The 20,689-nt window shown below is 63.6% G+C and carries 22 protein-coding genes; 17 read left to right on the top strand and 5 right to left on the bottom strand.

What is annotated here, in order from left to right:
• The first annotated feature begins 45 nt into the window (after window positions 1-45).
• From vapB to ABE456_RS10335, 16 genes are all read left to right on the top strand, one after another.
• Complete coding sequence (gene vapB, locus ABE456_RS10260) at window positions 46-276, top strand: type II toxin-antitoxin system VapB family antitoxin (protein ID WP_346643792.1); 231 nt, start codon at window positions 46-48, stop codon at window positions 274-276.
• Entirely contained in the window at window positions 276-686 is a 411-nt protein-coding gene (vapC, locus tag ABE456_RS10265) for a tRNA(fMet)-specific endonuclease VapC (RefSeq protein WP_346643793.1), read from the top strand. The genes vapB and vapC overlap by 1 nt, the downstream gene beginning before the upstream one ends.
• A gap of 131 nt (window positions 687-817) precedes the next feature.
• The gene (locus ABE456_RS10270; protein ID WP_346643794.1) at window positions 818-1,255 is read left to right on the top strand and encodes an NfeD family protein; all 438 of its coding nucleotides are present in this window, start codon (window positions 818-820) and stop codon (window positions 1,253-1,255) included.
• A gap of 26 nt (window positions 1,256-1,281) precedes the next feature.
• A complete protein-coding gene (locus ABE456_RS10275; RefSeq protein WP_346643795.1) occupies window positions 1,282-2,136 on the top strand; it encodes an SPFH domain-containing protein in 855 nt (284 codons plus the stop codon).
• A gap of 222 nt (window positions 2,137-2,358) precedes the next feature.
• Window positions 2,359-2,748 (top strand): DUF2946 domain-containing protein, encoded by a 390-nt coding sequence (locus ABE456_RS10280; RefSeq protein WP_346643796.1) that lies wholly within the window; start codon window positions 2,359-2,361, stop codon window positions 2,746-2,748.
• Window positions 2,749-2,795: 47 nt separating this feature from the next.
• Window positions 2,796-3,281, top strand: a complete 486-nt coding sequence (locus ABE456_RS10285; protein WP_346643797.1) for a copper chaperone PCu(A)C — start codon at window positions 2,796-2,798, stop codon at window positions 3,279-3,281.
• Window positions 3,282-3,303: 22 nt separating this feature from the next.
• Entirely contained in the window at window positions 3,304-3,735 is a 432-nt protein-coding gene (locus tag ABE456_RS10290; RefSeq protein ID WP_346643798.1) for a DUF2946 domain-containing protein, read from the top strand.
• 66 nt (window positions 3,736-3,801) lie between these two features.
• Window positions 3,802-5,868, top strand: coding sequence for a TonB-dependent copper receptor (locus ABE456_RS10295; protein WP_346643799.1), 2,067 nt, complete (start codon window positions 3,802-3,804; stop codon window positions 5,866-5,868).
• 58 nt (window positions 5,869-5,926) lie between these two features.
• Window positions 5,927-7,294, top strand: coding sequence for a PepSY domain-containing protein (locus ABE456_RS10300; RefSeq protein ID WP_346643800.1), 1,368 nt, complete (start codon window positions 5,927-5,929; stop codon window positions 7,292-7,294).
• A gap of 167 nt (window positions 7,295-7,461) precedes the next feature.
• The gene (gene cycA / locus ABE456_RS10305) at window positions 7,462-8,868 is read left to right on the top strand and encodes a D-serine/D-alanine/glycine transporter (protein ID WP_346643801.1); all 1,407 of its coding nucleotides are present in this window, start codon (window positions 7,462-7,464) and stop codon (window positions 8,866-8,868) included.
• 187 nt (window positions 8,869-9,055) lie between these two features.
• Window positions 9,056-10,321 carry an urea ABC transporter substrate-binding protein gene (gene urtA / locus ABE456_RS10310; protein ID WP_346643802.1) on the top strand — a complete coding sequence of 422 codons (1,266 nt, stop codon included), beginning with the start codon at window positions 9,056-9,058 and terminating at the stop codon, window positions 10,319-10,321.
• A gap of 139 nt (window positions 10,322-10,460) precedes the next feature.
• The gene (gene urtB, locus ABE456_RS10315) at window positions 10,461-11,948 is read left to right on the top strand and encodes an urea ABC transporter permease subunit UrtB (RefSeq protein ID WP_346643803.1); all 1,488 of its coding nucleotides are present in this window, start codon (window positions 10,461-10,463) and stop codon (window positions 11,946-11,948) included.
• On the top strand, window positions 11,948-13,027 hold the full coding sequence (urtC, locus tag ABE456_RS10320; RefSeq protein WP_346643804.1) for an urea ABC transporter permease subunit UrtC: 1,080 nt from the start codon (window positions 11,948-11,950) through the stop codon (window positions 13,025-13,027). Before urtB ends, urtC begins: the two co-directional genes overlap by 1 nt.
• Window positions 13,024-13,881 (top strand): urea ABC transporter ATP-binding protein UrtD, encoded by an 858-nt coding sequence (urtD, locus tag ABE456_RS10325; RefSeq protein WP_346643805.1) that lies wholly within the window; start codon window positions 13,024-13,026, stop codon window positions 13,879-13,881. Before urtC ends, urtD begins: the two co-directional genes overlap by 4 nt.
• A gap of 126 nt (window positions 13,882-14,007) precedes the next feature.
• Complete coding sequence (gene urtE, locus ABE456_RS10330) at window positions 14,008-14,706, top strand: urea ABC transporter ATP-binding subunit UrtE (RefSeq protein ID WP_346643806.1); 699 nt, start codon at window positions 14,008-14,010, stop codon at window positions 14,704-14,706.
• A gap of 31 nt (window positions 14,707-14,737) precedes the next feature.
• The gene (locus tag ABE456_RS10335) at window positions 14,738-15,253 is read left to right on the top strand and encodes an N-acetyltransferase family protein (RefSeq protein ID WP_346643807.1); all 516 of its coding nucleotides are present in this window, start codon (window positions 14,738-14,740) and stop codon (window positions 15,251-15,253) included.
• Between the two features lie 126 nt (window positions 15,254-15,379).
• On the opposite strand, the gene ABE456_RS10340 is transcribed toward ABE456_RS10335, so the two are convergent.
• Window positions 15,380-15,685, bottom strand: coding sequence for a chaperone modulator CbpM (locus ABE456_RS10340; protein ID WP_201202507.1), 306 nt, complete (start codon window positions 15,683-15,685; stop codon window positions 15,380-15,382).
• Between the two features lie 2 nt (window positions 15,686-15,687).
• Entirely contained in the window at window positions 15,688-16,641 is a 954-nt protein-coding gene (cbpA, locus tag ABE456_RS10345; protein WP_346643808.1) for a curved DNA-binding protein, read from the bottom strand.
• 176 nt (window positions 16,642-16,817) lie between these two features.
• Between cbpA and ABE456_RS10350 the strand changes: the two genes are divergently transcribed.
• On the top strand, window positions 16,818-18,089 hold the full coding sequence (locus ABE456_RS10350; protein ID WP_346643809.1) for an Hsp70 family protein: 1,272 nt from the start codon (window positions 16,818-16,820) through the stop codon (window positions 18,087-18,089).
• A gap of 115 nt (window positions 18,090-18,204) precedes the next feature.
• Here ABE456_RS10350 and ABE456_RS10355 read toward each other — a convergent pair whose 3' ends face one another.
• From ABE456_RS10355 to ABE456_RS10365, 3 genes are all read right to left on the bottom strand, one after another.
• Window positions 18,205-19,212, bottom strand: a complete 1,008-nt coding sequence (locus ABE456_RS10355) for a membrane protein (RefSeq protein ID WP_012274423.1) — start codon at window positions 19,210-19,212, stop codon at window positions 18,205-18,207.
• 70 nt (window positions 19,213-19,282) lie between these two features.
• Complete coding sequence (locus ABE456_RS10360) at window positions 19,283-19,570, bottom strand: PsiF family protein (protein ID WP_346643810.1); 288 nt, start codon at window positions 19,568-19,570, stop codon at window positions 19,283-19,285.
• A 63-nt stretch (window positions 19,571-19,633) separates the two neighbouring features.
• The gene (locus ABE456_RS10365; protein ID WP_346643811.1) at window positions 19,634-20,422 is read right to left on the bottom strand and encodes a helix-turn-helix transcriptional regulator; all 789 of its coding nucleotides are present in this window, start codon (window positions 20,420-20,422) and stop codon (window positions 19,634-19,636) included.
• Window positions 20,423-20,689 lie beyond the last annotated feature (267 nt).

Raw genomic sequence — 20,689 nt, forward strand, 5'->3', positions numbered from 1 at the left:
ACCTAAACTTCAGTCACACATTGCCGCTTTTCAAGGAGGCCCATCATGGAGCAAGGTGCTGTCTTTAAAAGCAACCGCAGCCAGGCCATCCGCTTGCCAAAGTCCGTCGCCCTTCCTGAAGACGTTACCCGTGTGGACATTGTCGCAATAGGCCGTACGCGCATCATCACCCCGGCTGGGGAATCATGGGACAGTTGGTTCGACGCCGACGATGCAACGCCAGAGTACATGGCCAGCCGTGATCAACCCGCAGATCAGGAACGCGAAGGGTTTTAATGCTCAGGTACATGCTGGACACCAACATCTGCATTTTCACGATCAAAAACAAACCTCAATTCGTTCGCGAGGCGTTCAATCGCCACCATGGTCAGCTGGCAATCAGTACCGTGACATTGATGGAGTTGATCTACGGCGCAGAGAAGTCGGCCAATCCACAACAGAATCTCAAGGTCGTCGAGGGGTTCGCTGCGCGCCTGGAAGTACTTGACTACGACGACCATGCTGCAGAGCACAGCGGCCAGTTACGCGCGGAGCTGGCAAAGGCTGGCACACCAATCGGGCCTTACGATCAATTGATTGCCGGCCATGCCCGGGCGCTTGGCCTGATTCTGGTCACCAATAATCTCCGGGAGTTTCAGCGTGTTCCGGGGTTGCGGGTAGAGGACTGGCTGAATACCGCCGGTTGAGCCCTTCACTCCAGTTACATTTCCTACACATCTAACCGACTTCTCCAGAGCCTACGATGCTCTATTCAAATGGCCTTCGAGACTAAAGCTGCATTAAGCTCTAACCCCCTCCCCCGGAAGGCTTCACCCATATGGAAATGCAATGGTGGATCTGGCTGGTGTTTGGCATCGCGCTGATCCTGCTCGAACTGGTCCTGCCGACGTTCTTCATTCTCTGGTTCGGCATCGGTGCCGTGCTGGTCTCTCTCATTTCTCTGGCTGCCCCCGGCCTGCAACTGGACATGCAGGTACTGCTGTGGGTACTGCTGTCGTCAGCCACCACTGCGCTATGGTTCAAGCTGTTCCGCCGCAAGCAGCCGGATGTGCGCTGGACTGCCGACAGCGTGATCGGCGAAGTGGGCCTGCTGACCGCTGGCGTGTCGGAGTTCCACAAGGGCCGCGTGCGTTTCCAGAAGCCGATCCTCGGCAACGAAGAATGGACCTGCATTGCCGACAGCGAGATTGCCGCAGGCGAACGGGTGCGCCTGACCGCCATCGAGGGCAACACCGCCCGCGTCATCCGGGCCTGAAACCGCACTAAAAGGAATTTAGCATCATGACCAGCCTCATCGTCGTCGGCGCCATCGCCCTGTTCGTCCTGATCACCGTGTTCAAGGGGGTACGCATCGTGCCCCAGGGCGAAGAATGGATCGTCGAGCGCCTGGGCCGCTACCACAGCACCCTCAAGCCGGGCCTGAACATCGTCATCCCGTACATGGACGTGGTCGCCTATCGCCTGCCGACCAAAGACATCATCCTCGATGTACAGCAGCAAGAGATCATCACCAAGGACAACGCAGTAATCGTCGCCAACGCCCTGTGCTTCGCCAAGGTGGTCGACCCGCAGAAGGCTTCCTACGGCGTGCAGAACTTCTCGTTTGCCGTCACCAGCCTGACCATGACCTCGCTGCGCGCCATCGTCGGCGCCATGGACCTCGATGAAGCGCTGTCCAGCCGCGAGCAGATCAAGGCACGCCTGCGCGAGGCGATGTCCGAGCAGACCGAAGACTGGGGCGTGACCGTGCGCTCGGTGGAAATCCAGGACATCAAGCCATCGGAAAACATGCAACTGGCCATGGAACGCCAAGCCGCAGCCGAGCGTGAGCGCAAGGCCGACGTGACCCGCGCCGAAGGGGCCAAGCAGGCGGCAATCCTTGAAGCAGAGGCGCGCCTGCAGGCGGCCAGGCTGGATGCCGAGGCGCAGATCAGCCTGGCCGAGGCTTCGGCGCGGGCGATTTCGCTGGTGAAGGAAGCGGTGGGCAACGAGACCGTGCCGGCGATGTATTTGCTGGGTGAGCGCTATGTCGGGGCGATGGAGAACCTGGCCGGGAGCAACAATGCCAAGGTGGTGGTGTTGCCGGCGGACCTGCAAGAGACCGTGCGTGGGCTGATGGGGCGAGGCAAGGCTTGAGATTGATTTAGCCTTCTTCGCGGGCTCGCCCGCTCCCACAGGTACACCACCGCTCTCAAGGCTGTTGGTAATCCTGTGGGAGCGGGCATGTCGAGGCGTCGAACCGCCGCGAAGCAGGCGACACCGCTTTAACTGCCCACCTGCGTCACTTCACCGCACCCCGCCATTTTTACCTATACTCGGCCTTACAATACCCACCACGATTCCTGACCGGATCTCTCCATGCCCCCACGTCGGCACATTGCCTGGATAGCCTGCCTTGCAGTGCTGTTCAACCTGCTGGCCATGCCGCTGTCTTCTGCCGCGCCCAAGGGCCCGGCGGAGCAGCTGCTGTGGGGGGCTTTCTGTTCCAGCATGGCCAACAAGGCCAAGGTCGATGTGCAGGCCCTGGCCAAGATCGACCTCGGCCCGCAAAGCGACGACAGCGCTGGCATGATGAACTGCTGGTGCTGCTCCGGCGCCGCACCACTGCTGGCCCTGCCCAGCTACCCGCCGCAGTTGCACAACCCGCCGACACTGCTCGCCGGGCTGTTGCCGCCACCCGCTGACTACCAACCCACGCCGCGCCAGCTCTGGCCTGCGCTAAACCCCCGTGCCTCTCCGCTGGCCTGAGTTCATCACGCTGTCTGCCTGAACCTGATCAGAAACGGAGATTCACCATGCTCAAGCACGCCCTCGTCATGGCCGCCCTGCTGCTGCCCGGCGCCTTTGCCAACGCCCACGAGTACACCGTGGGTGACCTGCACATTGCCCACCCCTGGTCGCTGCAACTGCCACCCAATGCGCCCAACGTCGCAGCGTATTTCGTGTTGCACAACAACGGCCAGGCCGATGACCGCCTGCTCAGCGTCGACAGCCCCATCACTGATGATGCACAACTGCACGAGCACACCATGAGCGCCAGCGGCGCCATGAAGATGCAGCGGGTGCCCAGCGTGGTGGTGCCCGCCGGCAAGGACCTGACCTTCGCCCCCAGCGCCTACCATGTGATGCTGATGCAGCCCAAGGACCGCAGCCTGCTCAGCGACGGCAAGCGCTTCCCGTTGACCCTGCACTTCGAAAAGGCCGGCGACATCACTGTTGACGTGGCCGTGCAGAAGCAGGCGCCAACGGACCAGCCGCAAGCCCACGAACACGCGCACTGACACCTCCTGACAGGCACTCGCCATGAGCCTGCCGCGCAACAGCACCAGCCGTACCACCCGCCCTGACCGCAGGCGCGCCGGTGGCGGATGGCTGAGCCTGTTCGCCATGTGGATGATTTTCATCGGCCCGCTGATTTCCCAGTCGATGCCGATGGACCACCACGCCGGCATGAGCATGCCGATGGACATGCCGATGGCGGCTGCCCATCAGCATGGCAACGACGCACATCACGGCCACGGCGGCGATGGCCAGCTGCATGTGATGTGGGAAAAGTGCGGTTACTGCAGCCTGTTGTTCAACTGCCCCGCTCTGCCCCAGGCACTCAGCCCACTCAGTGCCGGCAGCGTCATCCCCACCAGCCACCTGTTTGCGCCAACGCACCAGGGCCATGCCCGGCAGGCTGTATTCCCCGGTGCACGCAGCCGCGCCCCGCCTTCCTCGATCAACGTCTGAACCCACATCTTGCGTACGGAGCCAGGAGGCTTCGCGCTTACTCATGACTGATCGACTGGAATCATTATGTCCAGCTGCACCCCTGTTTCTGCCTTGTCCCTGCGTGGGACCCTCGCCGCCGTATGCGGCTCACTCCTCGCGCCTGTGGCCCTGGCCGCCGACCCTGGCCATGAAGGCCATGCGCACGCAGCACCCGAGCTGAGCCCAACCGTGATTACAGCCGTGGCCCCGAGTTCGCCACTGACCGTGGTCACCAACCCGAAAGACCCGCGCCAGCCAGTGCCGGCCAGCGACGGCGCCGACTACCTGAAAACCATTCCCGGCTTCTCGGCAATCCGCGCTGGCGGCACCAATGGCGACCCGGTACTGCGCGGCATGTTTGGCTCGCGCTTGAACATCCTCACCAACGGCGGCCTGATGCTCGGCGCCTGCCCCAACCGCATGGATGCCCCGACCTCGTACATTTCGCCAGAAACCTACGACCGCCTGACCGTGATCAAGGGCCCGCAAAGCGTGATCTGGGGCCCGGGCGGCTCGGCAGGCACCATCCTCTTCGAGCGCGAACCGGAAAAATTCGGCACCCTCGGCAGCCGGGTCAACGCCAGCCTGCTGGCCGGCTCCAACGGCCGTTTCGACAAGGTGCTGGATACCGCCGCCGGCAACAGCCAGGTCTATGCCCGCTTCGTTGGCAACCAGTCACGCTCGGACGACTACCACGACGGTAACAACGACACCGTGCCGTCGCGCTGGGACAAATGGAATGGCGACGTTGCCCTGGGCTGGACCCCCGATCAGGACACCCTGCTGGAGCTCACCGCCGGCAAGGGCGATGGCGAGGCCCGCTATGCCGGACGTGGCATGGACGGTTCGCAGTTCAAGCGCGAAAGCCTGGGCCTGCGCCTGGAAAAGTCCAACCTCGGCGAGGTGCTGGACAAGGTCGAGGCGCAGGTCTACTACAACTACGCCGACCATGTGATGGACAACTACAGCCTGCGCACGCCGTCGGGCAGCGGCATGATGGGCATGCCGATGGTCAGCAACGTCGACCGTCGCACCTTGGGCGCACGCATCAAGGCCACCTGGCGCTGGGCCGACGTGCAGCTTATCAGCGGCATCGACGCGCAGACCAACGAGCATCGCAAGCGAGGCGGCATGGGCGTGGACGCGCACAAGGGCCAGGCCTGGACCAAGGACGCTGACTTCCACAACTACGGTGCCTTCAGCGAACTGACCTGGTACGTCAGTGGTGACGACCGGCTGATTACCGGTGCCCGCCTCGACCGCGCCTCGGCCCGTGACTTCCGTAAGGGCAGTGCCACCGAAGGCGACACCCGCGCCGACACTCTGCCCAGCGGCTTCGTGCGCTACGAGCATGACCTGGCAGCCATCCCGGCCACCACCTACATCGGCCTCGGCCATGCCCAGCGCTTCCCCGACTACTGGGAGCTGTTCTCGCCCAAGCTGGCACCACCCGGTGCGGCCAATGCCTTTGACGGCATCAAGCCAGAGAAGACCACCCAGCTCGACTTCGGCATCCAGTACCGCACCGAGCGCCTGGAAGCCTGGGCTTCGGGCTATGTCGGGCAGATCCGCGACTACATCCTGTTCGACTACCGCACCGGCATGATGGGCATGAGCACCTCGCAGGCGCAGAACATCGACGCCCGCATCATGGGTGGCGAACTGGGCGCCGCCTACTTGCTGACTGAAAACTGGAAGGCCGACGCCACGCTGGCCTACGCTTGGGGCAAGAACAGCACTGATGGCAAAGCGCTACCGCAAATGCCACCCCTGGAAAGCCGCCTGGGCCTGACCTACAGCCGCGACGTGTGGAGCGTCGGCGCCCTGTGGCGGCTGGTGGCGGCGCAGAACCGCATTGCCGAGAACCAGGGCAACGTGGTTGGCAAGGACTACGCCAAGAGCGCCGGCTTCGGCGTGTTCTCGCTTAACGGTGCCTACAAGGTGAACAACCACCTCAAGCTCAGCGCAGGGGTCGACAACCTGTTCGACAAAACTTACGCCGAGCACTTGAACCTGGCCGGGAACGCCGGGTTCGGCTACCCGGCAACAGACCCACAGCCGGTCAACGAGCCAGGCAGGACCTTCTGGACCAAGGTCGATTTCAGCTTCTGACAACAACAACGGGCGCAGCTTCGGTTGCGCCCATCAGCTGGTCAAACAGGAGGTTCCCATGAGAGGAACACGCATCAATTTCTACAACCTGGCCTGGCGTTGGCACTTCTATGCGGGGCTGTTCGTGGCCCCGTTCATGATCCTGCTGGCGATCACCGGGATCATCTACCTGTTCAAGCCGCAGCTCGACCCGCTGCTGTACCGCGACCTGATGGTGGTCGAAGCCGGCCATCACCGACAGGGCGCGGATACGCTACTGGCCGAAGTGCGCCAGGCCTACCCCAAGGGCCACGTGGGCCAGTACCTGCCGCCGCTTGACGCCGAGCGCAGCGCGCAATTCGTGGTGCATGACGGCGGGCGCGAACTGAACGTGTTCGTCGACCCGTACAGCGGCAAGGTGCTCGGCGAGCAGGACGCCAAGCAGAACCTGCAGGCCATCGCCCGTGCCCTGCATGGCGAACTGATGGTCGGCACAGTCGGTGACCGCCTGGTGGAGCTGGCGGCGGGCTGGGGCATCGTGCTGGTGGTGTCGGGCCTTTACTTGTGGTGGCCACGCGGGCGCAATGGTGCGGGCGTGCTGTGGCCACGGCTGTCGGCACGCGGCCGGCTGTTGTGGCGCGACCTGCACGCGGTAACCGGCTTCTGGGGTTCGGCCTTGCTGTTGCTGATGCTGGTCAGTGGCATGACCTGGACCGGCATGTGGGGCAAGCAGTACGCCGATTTGTGGAACCGCTTCCCGGCGGCCATGTGGAACGACGTGCCCAAGTCGCACCAGCAGGCGCGTGAACTGAACAGCGCACACCGCCAGACTGTGCCGTGGGCCATGGAAAACACGCCGATGCCGCAATCCGGCGCACACGCCGAACACGCTGGGCACCAGATGGCGTCGGCCACGCCTGCAGCGCCCCAGGTGAGCGTGCAGCAGGTTGAAGACATCGCCACCTCGCGCCAGGTCGCGCCGGGTTACAGCATCACCCTGCCCACTACCGCCGACGGGGTGTTCACCATTGCCGTGTTCGCCGATGACCCGCGCAACGACGCCACCCTGCATGTCGACCAGTACACCGGCAAGGTGCTGGCCGATGTGCGCTGGCAGGACTACAGCCCGGTCGCCCGCGCCACCGAGCTGGGGGTGATGCTGCATGAAGGCAAGATGTTCGGCGCGTTCAACCAGATCATCATCCTGCTGGTGTGCCTGATGATTCTGCTGGGCTCAGTGAGCGGGCTGGTGATGTGGTGGAAGCGCCGGCCTGAGGGTGGGCTGGGCGTGCCGCCGCTGCGTCATGACCTGCCGCGCTGGAAGACGGCAGTAGGGGTGATGCTGGTGCTGGGGGTGATGTTCCCGCTAGTGGGGATGTCGATGGTGGTGATGTGGGTGGTGGATAGCCTGGTGGTGAGGCGCCGCCGGGTTCTGGCCAGCGCCTGATCTCTGCACTGGCCTCTTCGCGGGGCTGCCCGCGAAGAGGCCGGCAAAGGTGGTGAAGTATTCCTACACCACACCGGCTGCTATCCAAAAATCGTGTCGATCTGTCGCGATCGCCAAGCGCAAAGCCCGTGTTAGCCTAGCCGGCGACTTTCAAGGGAATGCAGCTTATGAGCGCAACTTCACCAACACCACCAGAAGAGCAGCACCTGCAACGCAACCTGACCAACCGCCACATCCAGCTGATCGCCATCGGCGGCGCGATCGGCACCGGCCTGTTCATGGGCTCGGGCAAAACCATCAGCCTGGCCGGGCCGTCGATCATCTTCGTCTACATGATCATCGGCTTCATGTTGTTCTTCGTCATGCGCGCCATGGGCGAACTGCTGCTGTCGAACCTCAACTACAAATCGTTCATCGACTTCTCCGCCGACCTGCTCGGCCCCTGGGCCGGCTACTTCACCGGCTGGACCTACTGGTTCTGCTGGGTGGTCACCGGCATCGCCGACGTGGTCGCCATCGCCGCCTACACGCAGTTCTGGTTCCCCGACCTGCCGCAGTGGATACCAGCGCTGACTTGCGTAGGCCTGCTGCTGTCGCTGAATCTGGTGACGGTGAAAATGTTTGGCGAACTGGAGTTCTGGTTCGCCCTGGTCAAGATCGTCGCCATCCTCGGCCTGGTCGCTACCGGCCTGTACATGGTCATCACCGGCTTCACCTCGCCCAGCGGGCGCACGGCGCAGCTGGCCAACCTGTGGAATGACGGCGGCATGTTCCCCAATGGCCTGATGGGCTTCTTCGCTGGCTTCCAGATCGCCGTGTTCGCCTTCGTCGGCATCGAGCTGGTGGGCACTACTGCAGCTGAAGCAAAGAACCCGGAGCGCACCCTGCCGCGGGCAATCAACTCGATCCCGGTGCGCATCATCGTGTTCTATGTACTGGCGTTGATCGCCATCATGGCGGTGACCCCATGGCGCGACGTGGTACCGGGCAAGAGCCCGTTCGTCGAGCTGTTCGTGCTGGCGGGCCTGCCGGCAGCGGCCAGCATCATCAACTTCGTGGTGCTGACCTCGGCGGCCTCGTCGGCCAACAGCGGCGTGTTCTCCACCAGCCGCATGCTCTACGGCCTAAGCCAGGAAGGTGATGCTCCAAGGGCTTTCGAAAAACTGTCGAGCCGCTCGGTACCGGCCAACGGCCTGTATTTCTCCTGCATCTGCCTGCTGCTGGGTGCAGTGCTGATCTACCTGGTGCCGAACGTGGTCGAGGCGTTCACCCTGGTCACCACCGTTTCGGCGGTGCTGTTCATGTTCGTCTGGACGCTGATCCTGCTGTCGTACCTGAAGTACCGCAAGCACCGCGCGGCGCTGCACCAGGCGTCGAAGTACAAGATGCCGGGCGGGCGTTTCATGTGCTACGTGTGCCTGGTGTTCTTTGCCTTCATCCTGGTGTTGCTGAGCCTGGAAGACGATACCCGAGCGGCGTTGCTGGTGACGCCGATCTGGTTCGTGTTGCTGGCACTGACCTACCAGGGTGTGCGCAACAGGCGCCATCCACGCTCGGCTGTGCGTAACGGCTGATTCTGCTGGGGCTGCTATGCAGCCCCAATCCTGTGCACACAATTTTCCCAGGCACCAAGCTGGCCCCATCAAACGCCCCAACACCTCGCACAACCCCTCTATCCCGCTGCTTTCGCCACTAGGCACACCCCTTGCAACACCCCTCCCCGCTTGCCCAACACCATAAAAAACTCAGCGGAGAGAGCACATGAAGCGACGCAGTCTGATCAAGGCCTTTACCCTCAGCGCATCGATTGCCGCTATGGGCCTGAGCTGGAGCATCCAGGCCGCCGAGACCATCAAGGTCGGTATCCTGCATTCGCTGTCGGGGACCATGGCCATTTCCGAGACCTCGCTCAAGGACATGGCGCTGATGACCATCGAACAGATCAACGCCAAGGGCGGGGTGAACGGCAAGATGCTCGAACCGGTGGTGGTCGACCCGGCCTCCAACTGGCCACTGTTCGCTGAAAAGAGCCGCCAGCTGCTGACCCAGGACAAGGTCGCTGTGGTGTTCGGCTGCTGGACGTCGGTGTCGCGCAAGTCGGTGCTGCCGGTGTTCGAAGAACTTAACGGCCTGCTGTTCTACCCGGTGCAGTACGAGGGTGAAGAGATGTCGCCGAACGTGTTCTACACCGGTGCCGCGCCCAACCAGCAGGCCATTCCGGCGGTGGAATACCTGATGAGCGAGGACGGCGGCAGCGCCAAGCGTTTCTTCCTGCTGGGCACCGACTACGTGTACCCGCGCACCACCAACAAGATCCTGCGCGCCTTCCTGCACAGCAAGGGTGTGGCCGACAAGGATATTGAAGAGGTGTACACGCCTTTCGGCCATGCCGATTACCAAACCATCGTCGCCAACATCAAGAAGTTCTCCGCTGGCGGCAAGACGGCGGTCATTTCCACGGTCAACGGCGACTCCAACGTGCCGTTCTACAAAGAACTGGCCAACCAGGGCCTGAAGGCCACCGACGTGCCGGTGGTGGCGTTCTCGGTGGGTGAAGAAGAGCTGCGCGGTATCGACACCAAGCCGCTGGTGGGCCACCTGGCCGCGTGGAACTACTTCGAGTCGGTGGATAACCCGGTGAACCAGAAGTTCGTCGCAGACTGGAAGGCCTACGCCAAGGCCAAGGGCCTGCCAGGCGCCGACAAGGCGGTGACCAACGATCCGATGGAAGCCACCTACGTGGGTATCCACATGTGGGCGCAGGCCGCCGAGAAAGCCAAGTCCACCGATGTCGACAAAGTGCGCGAGGCGCTGGCGGGGCAAACCTTCAAGGCGCCGTCGGGCTTCACCCTGACCATGGACAAGACCAACCACCACCTGCACAAGCCGGTGATGATCGGCGAGATCCAGGATGACGGGCAGTTCAGTGTGGTGTGGGAAACCGAGCAGCCGCTGCGGGCACAGCCCTGGAGCCCGTTCATTCCGGGGAATGACAAGCGGCCTGATTACGCTGTGAAAGGTAACTGAGTGTAAGGGGGCCGCTGTGCGGCCCATTCGCGGGTAAACCCGCTCCCACAGGGATTGCACAAGATTCAGCGCTTGCGCCGTACCTGTGGGAGCGGGTTCACCCGCGAAGAATCCACCGCCGATTTCCAGGATTGCCCGCATGCTCAGACTGCTGCTCACCCTGCTCCTGCTAGTGCCCTTGGCCACCCAAGCCAGCGAGGGCGAATTCTTCCTCACCGCCAAACCCGCCGAACAGGCCCGCCTGCTCGAAGGCTGGGCGGCACAACCCGATGCCGCGCGCCTGCCGCTGCTAAACAACCTGCGCCAAAGCCGCATAGCCGCCGATGACACCCGCAAGCTGCGCCTGAACAATCGCCTGCGCGGCCTGATCGACAACGCCCTGGCCAGCCACCAGCTACTCAGCGACAACAGCGACACCCGCCTGGCCGCAGCCCAACAACTGCAAAAAAGCGCCCAGCCGGCACAAATGGCCTTCCTCGACCGGCGCTTCGCTATTGAAGTGGACCCCGCCGTACACGCCGCCCTCGGCCTGGCGCTGGCCAACCTGCAACTAGGCGCCAGCGAGCCGGCCGTACGCCTGGCCGCTGTGCGCCTGCTGGGGGAAACCGGCGACCCACTGGCCCGCACGCGCCTCGAAGCGCTGCTGCAACCCGACGCGGAAACCGATGCCGGCGTGCGTACCGCCGCCGAAACCAGCCTGGCCCAGGTGCAGCGCAAGCTGCTGGTCGGCGAGTTGCTCGGCCAGGCCTTCAGCGGCTTGTCGCTGGGTTCGATCCTGCTGCTGGCGGCGCTCGGCCTGGCGATCACCTTCGGCCTGCTCGGGGTGATCAACATGGCCCATGGCGAGATGCTGATGCTCGGCGCCTACAGCACCTACATGGTCCAAGTGCTGCTGCAGCGCTACGCCCCCGGCGCCATCGAGTTCTACCCGCTGATTGCCCTGCCGGTGGCCTTCGCCGTCAGCGCCGGGGTCGGCATGGCGCTGGAGCGCACAGTCATCCGCCACCTGTACGGCCGCCCGCTGGAAACCCTGCTGGCGACCTGGGGCATCAGCCTGATCCTGATCCAGGCCATCCGCCTGCTGTTCGGCGCGCAAAACGTCGAGGTGAGCAACCCGGCCTGGCTGTCCGGCGGTATCCAGCTGCTGCCCAACCTGGTGCTGCCTTACAACCGCCTGGTGATCATCGGCTTCGCTCTGGCCGTGGTGCTGCTGACCTGGCTGCTGCTCAACCGCACGCGGCTGGGCCTGAATGTGCGTGCAGTTACCCAGAACCGCAACATGGCGGCCTGCTGCGGCGTGTCCACCGGGCGCGTCGACATGCTCGCCTTCGGCCTCGGCTCGGGCATCGCCGGGCTGGGTGGCGTGGCCCTGAGCCAGGTCGGCAACGTCGGCCCGGACCTCGGCCAGAGCTACATCATCGACTCGTTCCTGGTGGTGGTGCTCGGCGGTGTCGGGCAACTGGCCGGCAGCCTGTGGGCGGCGTTCGGCCTTGGCATCGCCAACAAGCTGCTGGAGCCACAGATCGGCGCCGTGCTCGGCAAGATCCTCATCCTTGCGTTGATCATTCTGTTCATCCAGAAGCGCCCGCAAGGCCTGTTCGCCCTCAAGGGACGGGTTATCGACTGATGAACCAGCCACTGCTTGTCACCGCTACACAAAAGGCCGGGCCACGCCTGTCGCTGGCCATCGGCACCGTCGTCGTCCTGCTGCTGGTGGCCCTGCCGTTGCTGTCGCTACTGCCAGCGGACCATGCCCTGCAAGTGTCGGCCTACACCCTTACCCTGGTCGGCAAGATCCTCTGCTACGCCATTGTCGCCCTGGCTCTGGACCTGGTCTGGGGCTATGCCGGTCTGCTGTCGCTGGGCCATGGGCTGTTCTTCGCCCTGGGCGGCTATGCCATGGGCATGTACCTGATGCGCCAGGCAGCCGGCGACGGCTTGCCGGGGTTCATGACCTTCCTGTCGTGGACCGAGCTGCCGTGGTACTGGGCCGGTACCCAGCACTTTGCCTGGGCCCTGTGCCTGGTGGTGCTGGCGCCTGGCTTGCTGGCACTGGCGTTCGGCTGGTTCGCCTTCCGCTCGCGGATCAAGGGCGTGTACTTCTCGATCATGACCCAGGCCCTGACCTTCGCCGGCATGTTGCTGTTCTTCCGCAACGAAACCGGCTTCGGCGGCAATAACGGCTTCACCAACTTCCGCACCATCCTCGGCTTCGACATTACCGCGCAAGGCACCCGGGCCGTGCTGTTCCTGCTGACTGTCGGCCTGCTGCTGGCCAGCCTGTACCTGTGCTGGCGCCTGACTCGCAGCAAGTTCGGCCGCCTGCTCACTGCGGTGCGCGACGCCGAAAACCGCCTGATGTTCTGCGGCTACGACCCGCGCGGCTTCAAACTGCTGGTGTGGGTGCTCAGCGCCGTGCTGTGCGGCCTGGCCGGGGCGCTGTACGTGCCGCAGGTGGGCATCATCAACCCCAGCGAGATGTCGCCGACCAACTCCATCGAAGCCGCCGTGTGGGTAGCCCTGGGCGGGCGCGGCACGCTGCTCGGCCCGCTGCTCGGCGCCGGCCTGGTCAATGGCATGAAAAGCTGGTTCACCGTGGCCTTCCCGGAGTTCTGGCTGTTCTTCCTTGGCGCGTTGTTCATCCTCGTCACCCTGTACCTGCCCAAGGGCGTGGTCGGCCTGTTGAAGAAAAGGAGCCAGCCATGAGAGGCGTGCCCCCGGTACACCCGGAATTCATGCTTGAGCCGGTATTCGACACCCTCGGCGCCGGCCGCGATGCCATTGGCCTGGGCCACAGCCGCAAGGCCGGCCTCGACACCCGCCACGGCACGGTGCTGAGCCTGGAGGACATCAGCGTCAGCTTCGATGGTTTCAAGGCGCTGAACGCGCTGAACCTGTACATCGGCGTGGGCGAATTGCGCTGCATCATCGGCCCCAATGGCGCCGGCAAGACCACCATGATGGACGTGATCACCGGCAAGACCCGGCCCGACAGCGGCAGTGCCTACTTTGGCGACACCCTCGACCTGACCCGCATGAGCGAGTACCAGATCGCCCAGGCCGGCATTGGCCGCAAGTTCCAGAAACCCACGGTGTTCGAAGCATTGACCGTGTTCGAGAACCTGGAGCTGGCACTGAAGGCCGACAAGTCGGTGTGGGCCAGCCTGGCGGCGCGCCTGAGCGGTGAGCAGCGCCAGCGCATCGAGGAGGCGCTGACCACCCTGCGCCTGCTGCCGCTGGCCCAGCGCCAGGCGGGCTTGCTTTCGCATGGGCAGAAGCAGTTCCTGGAGATCGGCATGCTGCTGGTGCAAGAGCCGCAATTGCTGTTGCTGGATGAGCCGGTAGCCGGCATGACCGATGCCGAGACCGAGTTCACCGCCGAGCTGTTCAAGGGCCTGGCTGGTAAGCATTCGCTGATGGTGGTGGAGCATGACATGGGCTTTGTCGGCAGCATTGCCGACCATGTGACCGTGCTGCACCAGGGCAGTGTGCTGGCGGAAGGGTCGCTGGAGCAGGTGCAGGCGGATGAGCGGGTGGTCGAGGTGTACCTGGGCCGCTAGACATGGATACCTGTGCCGGCCTCTTCGCGGGTAAACCCGCTCCCACAGGATTCTATGTAACTGTGGGATCGGGTTTACCCGCGAAGAGGCCGGCAAAGGCACAGCAACCCTTTCAGGAACACCCAAATGCTCAAGATCGACACCCTGCACCAATACTACGGCGGCAGCCACATCCTGCGCGGCCTGTCCTTCGAAGCCAAGGTCGGCGAAGTGACCTGCCTGCTGGGCCGCAACGGCGTGGGCAAGACCACTCTGCTGCGCTGCCTGATGGGCCTGGTACCGGCCCGCGATGGCCGCATCGAATGGGAAGGCAAGCCGATCACCGCGCTCAAGCCCCAGCAACGCGTGCACGCCGGCATCGCCTATGTGCCCCAGGGCCGCGAGATTTTCCCGCGCCTGAGCGTCGAGGAAAACCTGCTGATGGGCCTGTCGCGCTTCCCCGCACGGGAAGCCCGCGAAGTGCCAGCGTTCATCTACGAGCTGTTCCCGGTGCTGGAGCAGATGAAGCAGCGCCGTGGCGGCGACCTGTCCGGTGGCCAGCAGCAACAGCTGGCCATCGGCCGCGCCCTGGCCAGCCGCCCGCGCCTGCTGATCCTCGACGAGCCAACCGAAGGCATCCAGCCCTCGGTAATCAAGGAAATCGGCGCAGTGATACGCCGCCTGGCCGCACGCGGCGACATGGCGATCCTGCTGGTGGAGCAGTTCTACGACTTTGCCGAAGAACTGGCCGACCAGTACCTGGTCATGGCCCGTGGCGAAATCATCCAGCGCGGCCGCGGCGAAAACATGCAAGCCGAAGGTGTGCGCGGCCTGGTAACCATTTAATCTGCAAACAACGACCCTGCGAGACGCTGTCATGAGTTACGAAATCCGCGACGCCCTGCCCTCCGACGTGCCGGGCATTCTCGACATCTACAACGACGCCGTGCGCAACACCACGGCGATCTGGAACGAAACCCCGGTCGATCTGGGCAACCGCCAGGCCTGGTTCGAAGCGCGGGCACAGCAAGGCTATCCGATTCTGGTGGCAGTGGATGAAACCGGTGTGCTGGGCTATGCCTCGTTTGGCGACTGGCGGCCATTCGAGGGCTTTCGCCTGACTGTGGAACACTCGGTGTATGTGCGTGGTGACCAGCGAGGCAAGGGGCTGGGGCCGGTGTTGATGGCGGCGCTGATCGAGCGGGCACGGGCATGCGGCAAGCACGTGATGGTCGCGGCCATCGAAAGTGGCAATACGGCGTCGGTGCGCCTGCATGAGCGCCTGGGCTTTGTGGTGACCGGGCAGATGCCGCAGGTGGGGGTGAAGTTTGGCCGCTGGCTGGACCTGACCTTCATGCAGCTGGTGTTGAACCCGGGGGCTGAGCCCAGCTGAATTTGATGCTTGCAGGCCTGGCCTCTTCGCGGGTAAACCCGCTCCCACAGGGTCCGCACATTTCCCGAAACCTGTGCTGTACCTATGGGAGCGGGTTCGCCCGCGAAGAGGCCGGGCCTGCAAATATTACATCTGGGTAAACCTGCCCAACCGCTGCTTCAGCATGCTGTTCTCACTGCGTAACTGCTGCACTTCCTGCAGCAACTCCAGCGCCAGCGCCACCCCTTCCCACTCCAGCTCCAGCTCCTGGTGCAGCTTCGCCGCGCGTTTGGCCAACAACGGCGCCTGATCGTCAAACAGCCAGTCCTCCGGCGTTCGCCCGGAAGGTTCGACAATGCCGTGTTCGACGATTTCGATCACGCAGTCCGCCGTCACATCGGCTTCCTGACACAAGGTACGCATGTCCAGTTGAACGATCAGGGTGCTGCTCATGATCACTTACTCCATTGTGTCCTCGGGTTGAACGCCGCCTTCTCGGAAAGCTGGGTCCACAGTTCGCGGGCAGACTCGTCGGATGCCGGTGGCATGACCACTTTCAGCTGCGCGTACAGGTTGCCGCGCTCGCCGTTCTTGTTGGCCAGGCCCATGCCCGGCACGCGCAGGCGCTGGCCGCTCTGGCTGTCCGGGCGGATGGTCAGGTTGATCTTGCCTGTCAGGGTCGGCACCGCCACCTTGGTGCCCAGCGCAGCCTCCCACGGTGCCAACGGCACGGTGATGATCAGGTCATGACCTTCGACATCGAACAGCGGGTGCGGTGCCATGCGAATGGTCAGGAACAAGTCGCCATTGGCCGCGCCACCGCTGCCCGGTGCGCCCTGGCCCTTGAGGCGGATGCGCTCGCCGTCGGTCACCCCGGCCGGAATCTTCACGTTCAGGGTCTTGGTGGTGAAGCCGGTGCGCTGGCCCATGGCATTGGTTTGCGGCACCTGGAAGCTGATCTGCTTGGACTCCTTGCTCAGGGTCTCTTCAAGGAATACCGCCAGTTCAAGCTCCACGTCCTGCCCCCGCCTGCCGGCACTGCGTTGCTGCTGCCGGGCGCCACCGAAGGGGTTGCCGCCGCGGTTACCGAAAATCGAGCTGAAGAAGTCGGAGAAGTCGCCGCCTTCGAAGCCGCCGCCACCGCCACGGCTTTCCCAGCCCGGTGGCGCCTGGAATGGCCGGCCATGCTGGCCGCCATACTTGCGAATCTCGTCGAATTCGGCACGTTTCTGCGCGTCGCCCAGCACCTCGTAGGCCTCGTTGGCCTCCTTGAATTTGTCCTCGGCGTCGCGCTCCTTGCTGACATCGGGGTGATACTTGCGCGCCAGTTTACGGTACGCGGCCTTGATCGCCTTGTCGTCCGCCGTGGGCTCTACGCCGAGTATCTTGTAATAGTCTTTGAAGTCCATCTGTGGATCACCAATGTGAAAGTGCGTGTTGCAACTGAAGATGCAACTTAAGATAGGGATCAAGCATAGCCTTTCAAGACCTCCTTGGGTTTGCTCCATGGCAGACGACTGGTCTTGATTCTGTAGCCAACTGGCATACACTGCGCGGCCGTTTTGCCTCCGGAAGCTTTTTCCCCATGTCTGACGTATCCCCGGCCCGCGCCCTGGGCATCGACTTTGGCACCTCCAACTCCACGGTCGGCTGGCACCGCCCTGGCGTGGAGTCGCTGATTGCCCTGGAAGACGGCAAGATCACCTTGCCTTCGGTGGTGTTCTTCAACATCGAGGAGCGGCGCCCGGTATATGGCCGCCTGGCACTGCACGAGTACCTGGAAGGCTACGAAGGCCGCCTGATGCGCTCGCTGAAAAGCCTGCTGGGCTCGAAGCTGATCAAGCACGACACCAGCGTGCTGGGCAGCGCCCTGCCGTTCAAGGACCTGCTGGGCATGTTCATCGGCGAGCTGAAAAAGCGCGCCGAGGCCGCCGCTGGTCGTGAATTCGACCAGGTGGTGCTGGGCCGCCCGGTGTTCTTCGTCGACGAAGACGCGGCCGCCGACCAGGAGGCCGAGGACACCCTGGCCGAAGTAGCGCGCAAGATCGGCTTCAAGGACGTGTCGTTCCAGTACGAGCCGATTGCCGCAGCTTTCGACTACGAGTCGGGCATCAGCCGCGAAGAGCTGGTGCTGATCGTCGACATCGGCGGTGGTACGTCCGACTTCACCCTGATCCGCCTGTCGCCCGAGCGCCACCTGGTCGCCGAGCGCCAAAGCGACATCCTCGCCACCGGCGGCGTGCACATTGGCGGTACCGACTTCGACAAGCAGCTGAGCCTGCAGGGCGTGATGCCGCTGTTCGGCTATGGCAGCCGCATGAAGAGCGGCGCGCTGATGCCCACCAGCTACCACCTCAACCTGGCCACCTGGCACACCATCAACGCCCTGTACTCGCAGAAGTCGCAGCTGGCGCTGGGCAGCATGCGCTACGACATCGAGGACAGCTTCGGTATCGACCGCCTGTTCAAGCTGATCGAACAACGCGCCGGGCACTGGTTGGCGATGGAGGTGGAAGCCAGCAAGATCGAGCTGACCGAGCACGACAGCCGCCGCATCGACCTGCGCCGGGTCGAGCCTGAGCTGACTGCAGAACTGACCCGCGCGCTGTTCGAAGAGGCAATCGAAGGGTTGCTTGAGCGTGTGCGCGGTAGCGTGACCGAGCTGCTGGCCAAGGCTGGGGTGAGCGAAGGCCAGGTCGACACGGTGTTCTTCACCGGTGGTTCCAGCGGTATTCCGGCACTGCGCAACAGCGTGTCGGCAATGCTGCCGAATGCACGGCATGTGGAAGGTAATATCTTTGGCAGTATTGGTAGCGGGCTGGCCATTGAGGCGCGCAAGCGTTACGGCGCTGCCTGAACCATTTAATTAGCCTGTACCGGCCCTTTCGCGGGTAAACCCGCTTCCACAGGTCTGTGCGATCCCTGTAGGAGCGGGTTTACCCGCGAAGAGGCCGGTACAGGTCAACACATAATCAGACCAGCTCCGCCCGCTTCAGCTCACTCTTCAGGTAGGCGTAGTAGATCGGCCCCGCCACCACCCCAGGCAGCCCGAACGCCGCCTCGAACACCAGCATCGCCAGCAACAGCTCCCACGCCTTGGCACTGATCTGCCCACCAACGATCCGCGCGTTGAGGAAGTACTCGACCTTGTGGATGACGATCAGGTAACCCAGCGCCGCCGCCGCCACCCAGATCGACAGCGACAAGCCGACAATGGTGATCAGGGTGTTGGACATCAGGTTGCCGATCACCGGAAGGAGACCCAGCAGGAAGGTCAGCACGATCAGCGTCTTGGTCAGCGGCAGGTGCACGCCGAACAGCGGCATTACCACGGCCAGGAAAATGCCGGTGAAGGCAGTGTTGAGCAGCGAGATCTTGATCTGCGCGAAGACGATGTTGCGAAACGCCTTCACCAGCAGGTTGAGGCGCTCGAACAGTGCCGCCGCCAGTGGCTTGCGCCGGGAAACATCAGGAATGCGCTGCAAGGCGATGATGGCGCCGAGGATCATGCCGATCAGCAGCGTCACGAACATGTGCGCCATGCCCTTGCCCACCAGCTGCAAATCACTCAGGTGGCTCTTGATCCAGTCGCCAATGGCCACCTTGAACTCTGCGGCACTGGCCGGCAGGTAGCCTTCGATGAAGGGTGGCAGCTGGCCGCGGGCACGCTCGACCAAGGCCATGAACTTGTCCAGCGAGGCGCCGGGGTTTTCTGCCTCGTGCAGCAGGAAGCTGAAGGCACCGGCAATCAGCAGCGTCAGGGTACTGACCACCAGCGTGCCGAGCAGCGCCACTGCCAGCCAGCGTGCGCGCTGGCCGGCCAGCAGCGGTTGCAGGCGCGGGGTCAGCATGTTGACCAGTTCGAATACCAGCAGGCCGGCCAGCAGGCTGGGCAGCAACTTCAGAGGCAAAGCCAGCAGCAGCCCGGCCATGACGATGATCAGACTGGCCAGGGTGATCTGACGGGGGGTAAAGGTCATACAGCCTCGACGGCAGACAGCGGGAATGCCCGCAGTCTGCCAGCCTTGGCGGCGCAGGCATAGGCGCAGGTCATTTCTTCTTCAGGCAGTCACTCATGAACGCCTTGCGCTCGTCACCCTTCAGCGCTTTGGTGGTGGCGTCGGCGTTGCAGGTTTTCATCTTGTCTTGCTGGGATTGCGGCACGTCCTTCTTCAGGCAGGTGCTCATGAAGGCTTTGCGCTCATCACCCTTGAGGGCCTTGGCGGTGGCGTCGGCGTTGCAGGTTTTCATCTTTTCCTGCTGCGCGGTATTGGCAGCGAAACCTTGGGCGCTGAACAACACCGCCAACACCAGTAATGGGATTTGCAGCACTTTCATGGAGTGGTCTCCTTGGCTCCGCGCCCGATGCACGGGGGTCGAGCTGAGTGTAGCCAAGAATTATCAATGCCCCGCCCGCGCCTGGCGGCGGTATTGCTCGGGTGTGCACTGAGCCTGGCGCTGGAACATGGCGATGAACGCCGAGGCGCTGCTGTAGCCCAGGTCGAAAGCAATGGCCTGGATCGGCAGGCCGGCTTCCAGCGCTTCGATGGCGCGCAGAAAACGCAGACGCAGGCGCCATTCGCCAAAGCTGATACCCAGCTCACGCAGGAACTGGCGGGCCAGGGTGCGTTCGCTGACATGCACGCGGGCGGCCCAGTCGGCCAGCGGGCGGTTATCGCCGGGGTCGGCGCTGAGGGCGTCGAGCACCTGGCGCAGGCCATCGCTGTGCGCAAACGGCAAGTAGCAGGCTTGGGTGGGCGCCAGCAGCAGCTGATCGAGCAGTACCTGCACCAGGCGCTGGTCGCGCTCATCCTCGGCCGCCCGCAGGTCGCGACGGGCGAAGTCGGCGAGGATTGCCTTGAGGATGGCGCTGATCATCAGGCTGCAGGGTTGTTGCGGCAGCGCTGCGCACAGGCTGCGGTCGAGGTACACCGAGCGGTAGACGATGGCCTGTGGGTTATAGCAGCCATGCGCGGTATCGGGCGGCACCCACACGGCATAGTGCGGCGGCGACAGGAAGCGCTGGCCGGCGACCTCCAGGTGCATCACGCCGTGGGCGGTGTAGTTGAGCTGGCCCCAGGCGTGCTGGTGTAGGGCGCTGTGGGTGTCGGCGCCGAACTCGTCGTGGCGGAAGTACACCGGGGCCGGGAGCTGGGTGAACTGTGGAATGTCGAGGTATTTGCGTTGCATGCTGACTGTTTTGCAGGGTGGGTTGTCTGGATAGGAGTATAGGCTTGCGGACGGACAACCGATAATACAGGTCTATCGAGGGCCTGCTTTGCAGGCCTTCGCGGGCACGCCCGCTCCCACAGGATCTGCGCCAGCCTCCAGGCCTGTGATGTCCCTGTGGGAGCGGGCGTGCCCGCGGCGGGCTGAAAAGCAGCCGCACTCTGCCCAAAACGAGTCCCCCGCTACAAGAACTACCTGTTCCCCCTCACCGCCATCCGGAGCTGGGCC

This window comes from Pseudomonas sp. TWI929 (genome assembly GCF_039673335.1).
GTDB lineage: Bacteria > Pseudomonadota > Gammaproteobacteria > Pseudomonadales > Pseudomonadaceae > Aquipseudomonas.

Coding starts and splice junctions, on each gene's coding strand:
- vapB (WP_346643792.1), top strand. CDS start 46: ATGGAGCAAGGTGCTGTCTTTAAAAGCAACCGCAGCCAGGCCATCCGC.
- vapC (WP_346643793.1), top strand. CDS start 276: ATGCTCAGGTACATGCTGGACACCAACATCTGCATTTTCACGATCAAA.
- ABE456_RS10270 (WP_346643794.1), top strand. CDS start 818: ATGGAAATGCAATGGTGGATCTGGCTGGTGTTTGGCATCGCGCTGATC.
- ABE456_RS10275 (WP_346643795.1), top strand. CDS start 1,282: ATGACCAGCCTCATCGTCGTCGGCGCCATCGCCCTGTTCGTCCTGATC.
- ABE456_RS10280 (WP_346643796.1), top strand. CDS start 2,359: ATGCCCCCACGTCGGCACATTGCCTGGATAGCCTGCCTTGCAGTGCTG.
- ABE456_RS10285 (WP_346643797.1), top strand. CDS start 2,796: ATGCTCAAGCACGCCCTCGTCATGGCCGCCCTGCTGCTGCCCGGCGCC.
- ABE456_RS10290 (WP_346643798.1), top strand. CDS start 3,304: ATGAGCCTGCCGCGCAACAGCACCAGCCGTACCACCCGCCCTGACCGC.
- ABE456_RS10295 (WP_346643799.1), top strand. CDS start 3,802: ATGTCCAGCTGCACCCCTGTTTCTGCCTTGTCCCTGCGTGGGACCCTC.
- ABE456_RS10300 (WP_346643800.1), top strand. CDS start 5,927: ATGAGAGGAACACGCATCAATTTCTACAACCTGGCCTGGCGTTGGCAC.
- cycA (WP_346643801.1), top strand. CDS start 7,462: ATGAGCGCAACTTCACCAACACCACCAGAAGAGCAGCACCTGCAACGC.
- urtA (WP_346643802.1), top strand. CDS start 9,056: ATGAAGCGACGCAGTCTGATCAAGGCCTTTACCCTCAGCGCATCGATT.
- urtB (WP_346643803.1), top strand. CDS start 10,461: ATGCTCAGACTGCTGCTCACCCTGCTCCTGCTAGTGCCCTTGGCCACC.
- urtC (WP_346643804.1), top strand. CDS start 11,948: ATGAACCAGCCACTGCTTGTCACCGCTACACAAAAGGCCGGGCCACGC.
- urtD (WP_346643805.1), top strand. CDS start 13,024: ATGAGAGGCGTGCCCCCGGTACACCCGGAATTCATGCTTGAGCCGGTA.
- urtE (WP_346643806.1), top strand. CDS start 14,008: ATGCTCAAGATCGACACCCTGCACCAATACTACGGCGGCAGCCACATC.
- ABE456_RS10335 (WP_346643807.1), top strand. CDS start 14,738: ATGAGTTACGAAATCCGCGACGCCCTGCCCTCCGACGTGCCGGGCATT.
- ABE456_RS10340 (WP_201202507.1), bottom strand. CDS start 15,685: ATGAGCAGCACCCTGATCGTTCAACTGGACATGCGTACCTTGTGTCAG.
- cbpA (WP_346643808.1), bottom strand. CDS start 16,641: ATGGACTTCAAAGACTATTACAAGATACTCGGCGTAGAGCCCACGGCG.
- ABE456_RS10350 (WP_346643809.1), top strand. CDS start 16,818: ATGTCTGACGTATCCCCGGCCCGCGCCCTGGGCATCGACTTTGGCACC.
- ABE456_RS10355 (WP_012274423.1), bottom strand. CDS start 19,212: ATGACCTTTACCCCCCGTCAGATCACCCTGGCCAGTCTGATCATCGTC.
- ABE456_RS10360 (WP_346643810.1), bottom strand. CDS start 19,570: ATGAAAGTGCTGCAAATCCCATTACTGGTGTTGGCGGTGTTGTTCAGC.
- ABE456_RS10365 (WP_346643811.1), bottom strand. CDS start 20,422: ATGCAACGCAAATACCTCGACATTCCACAGTTCACCCAGCTCCCGGCC.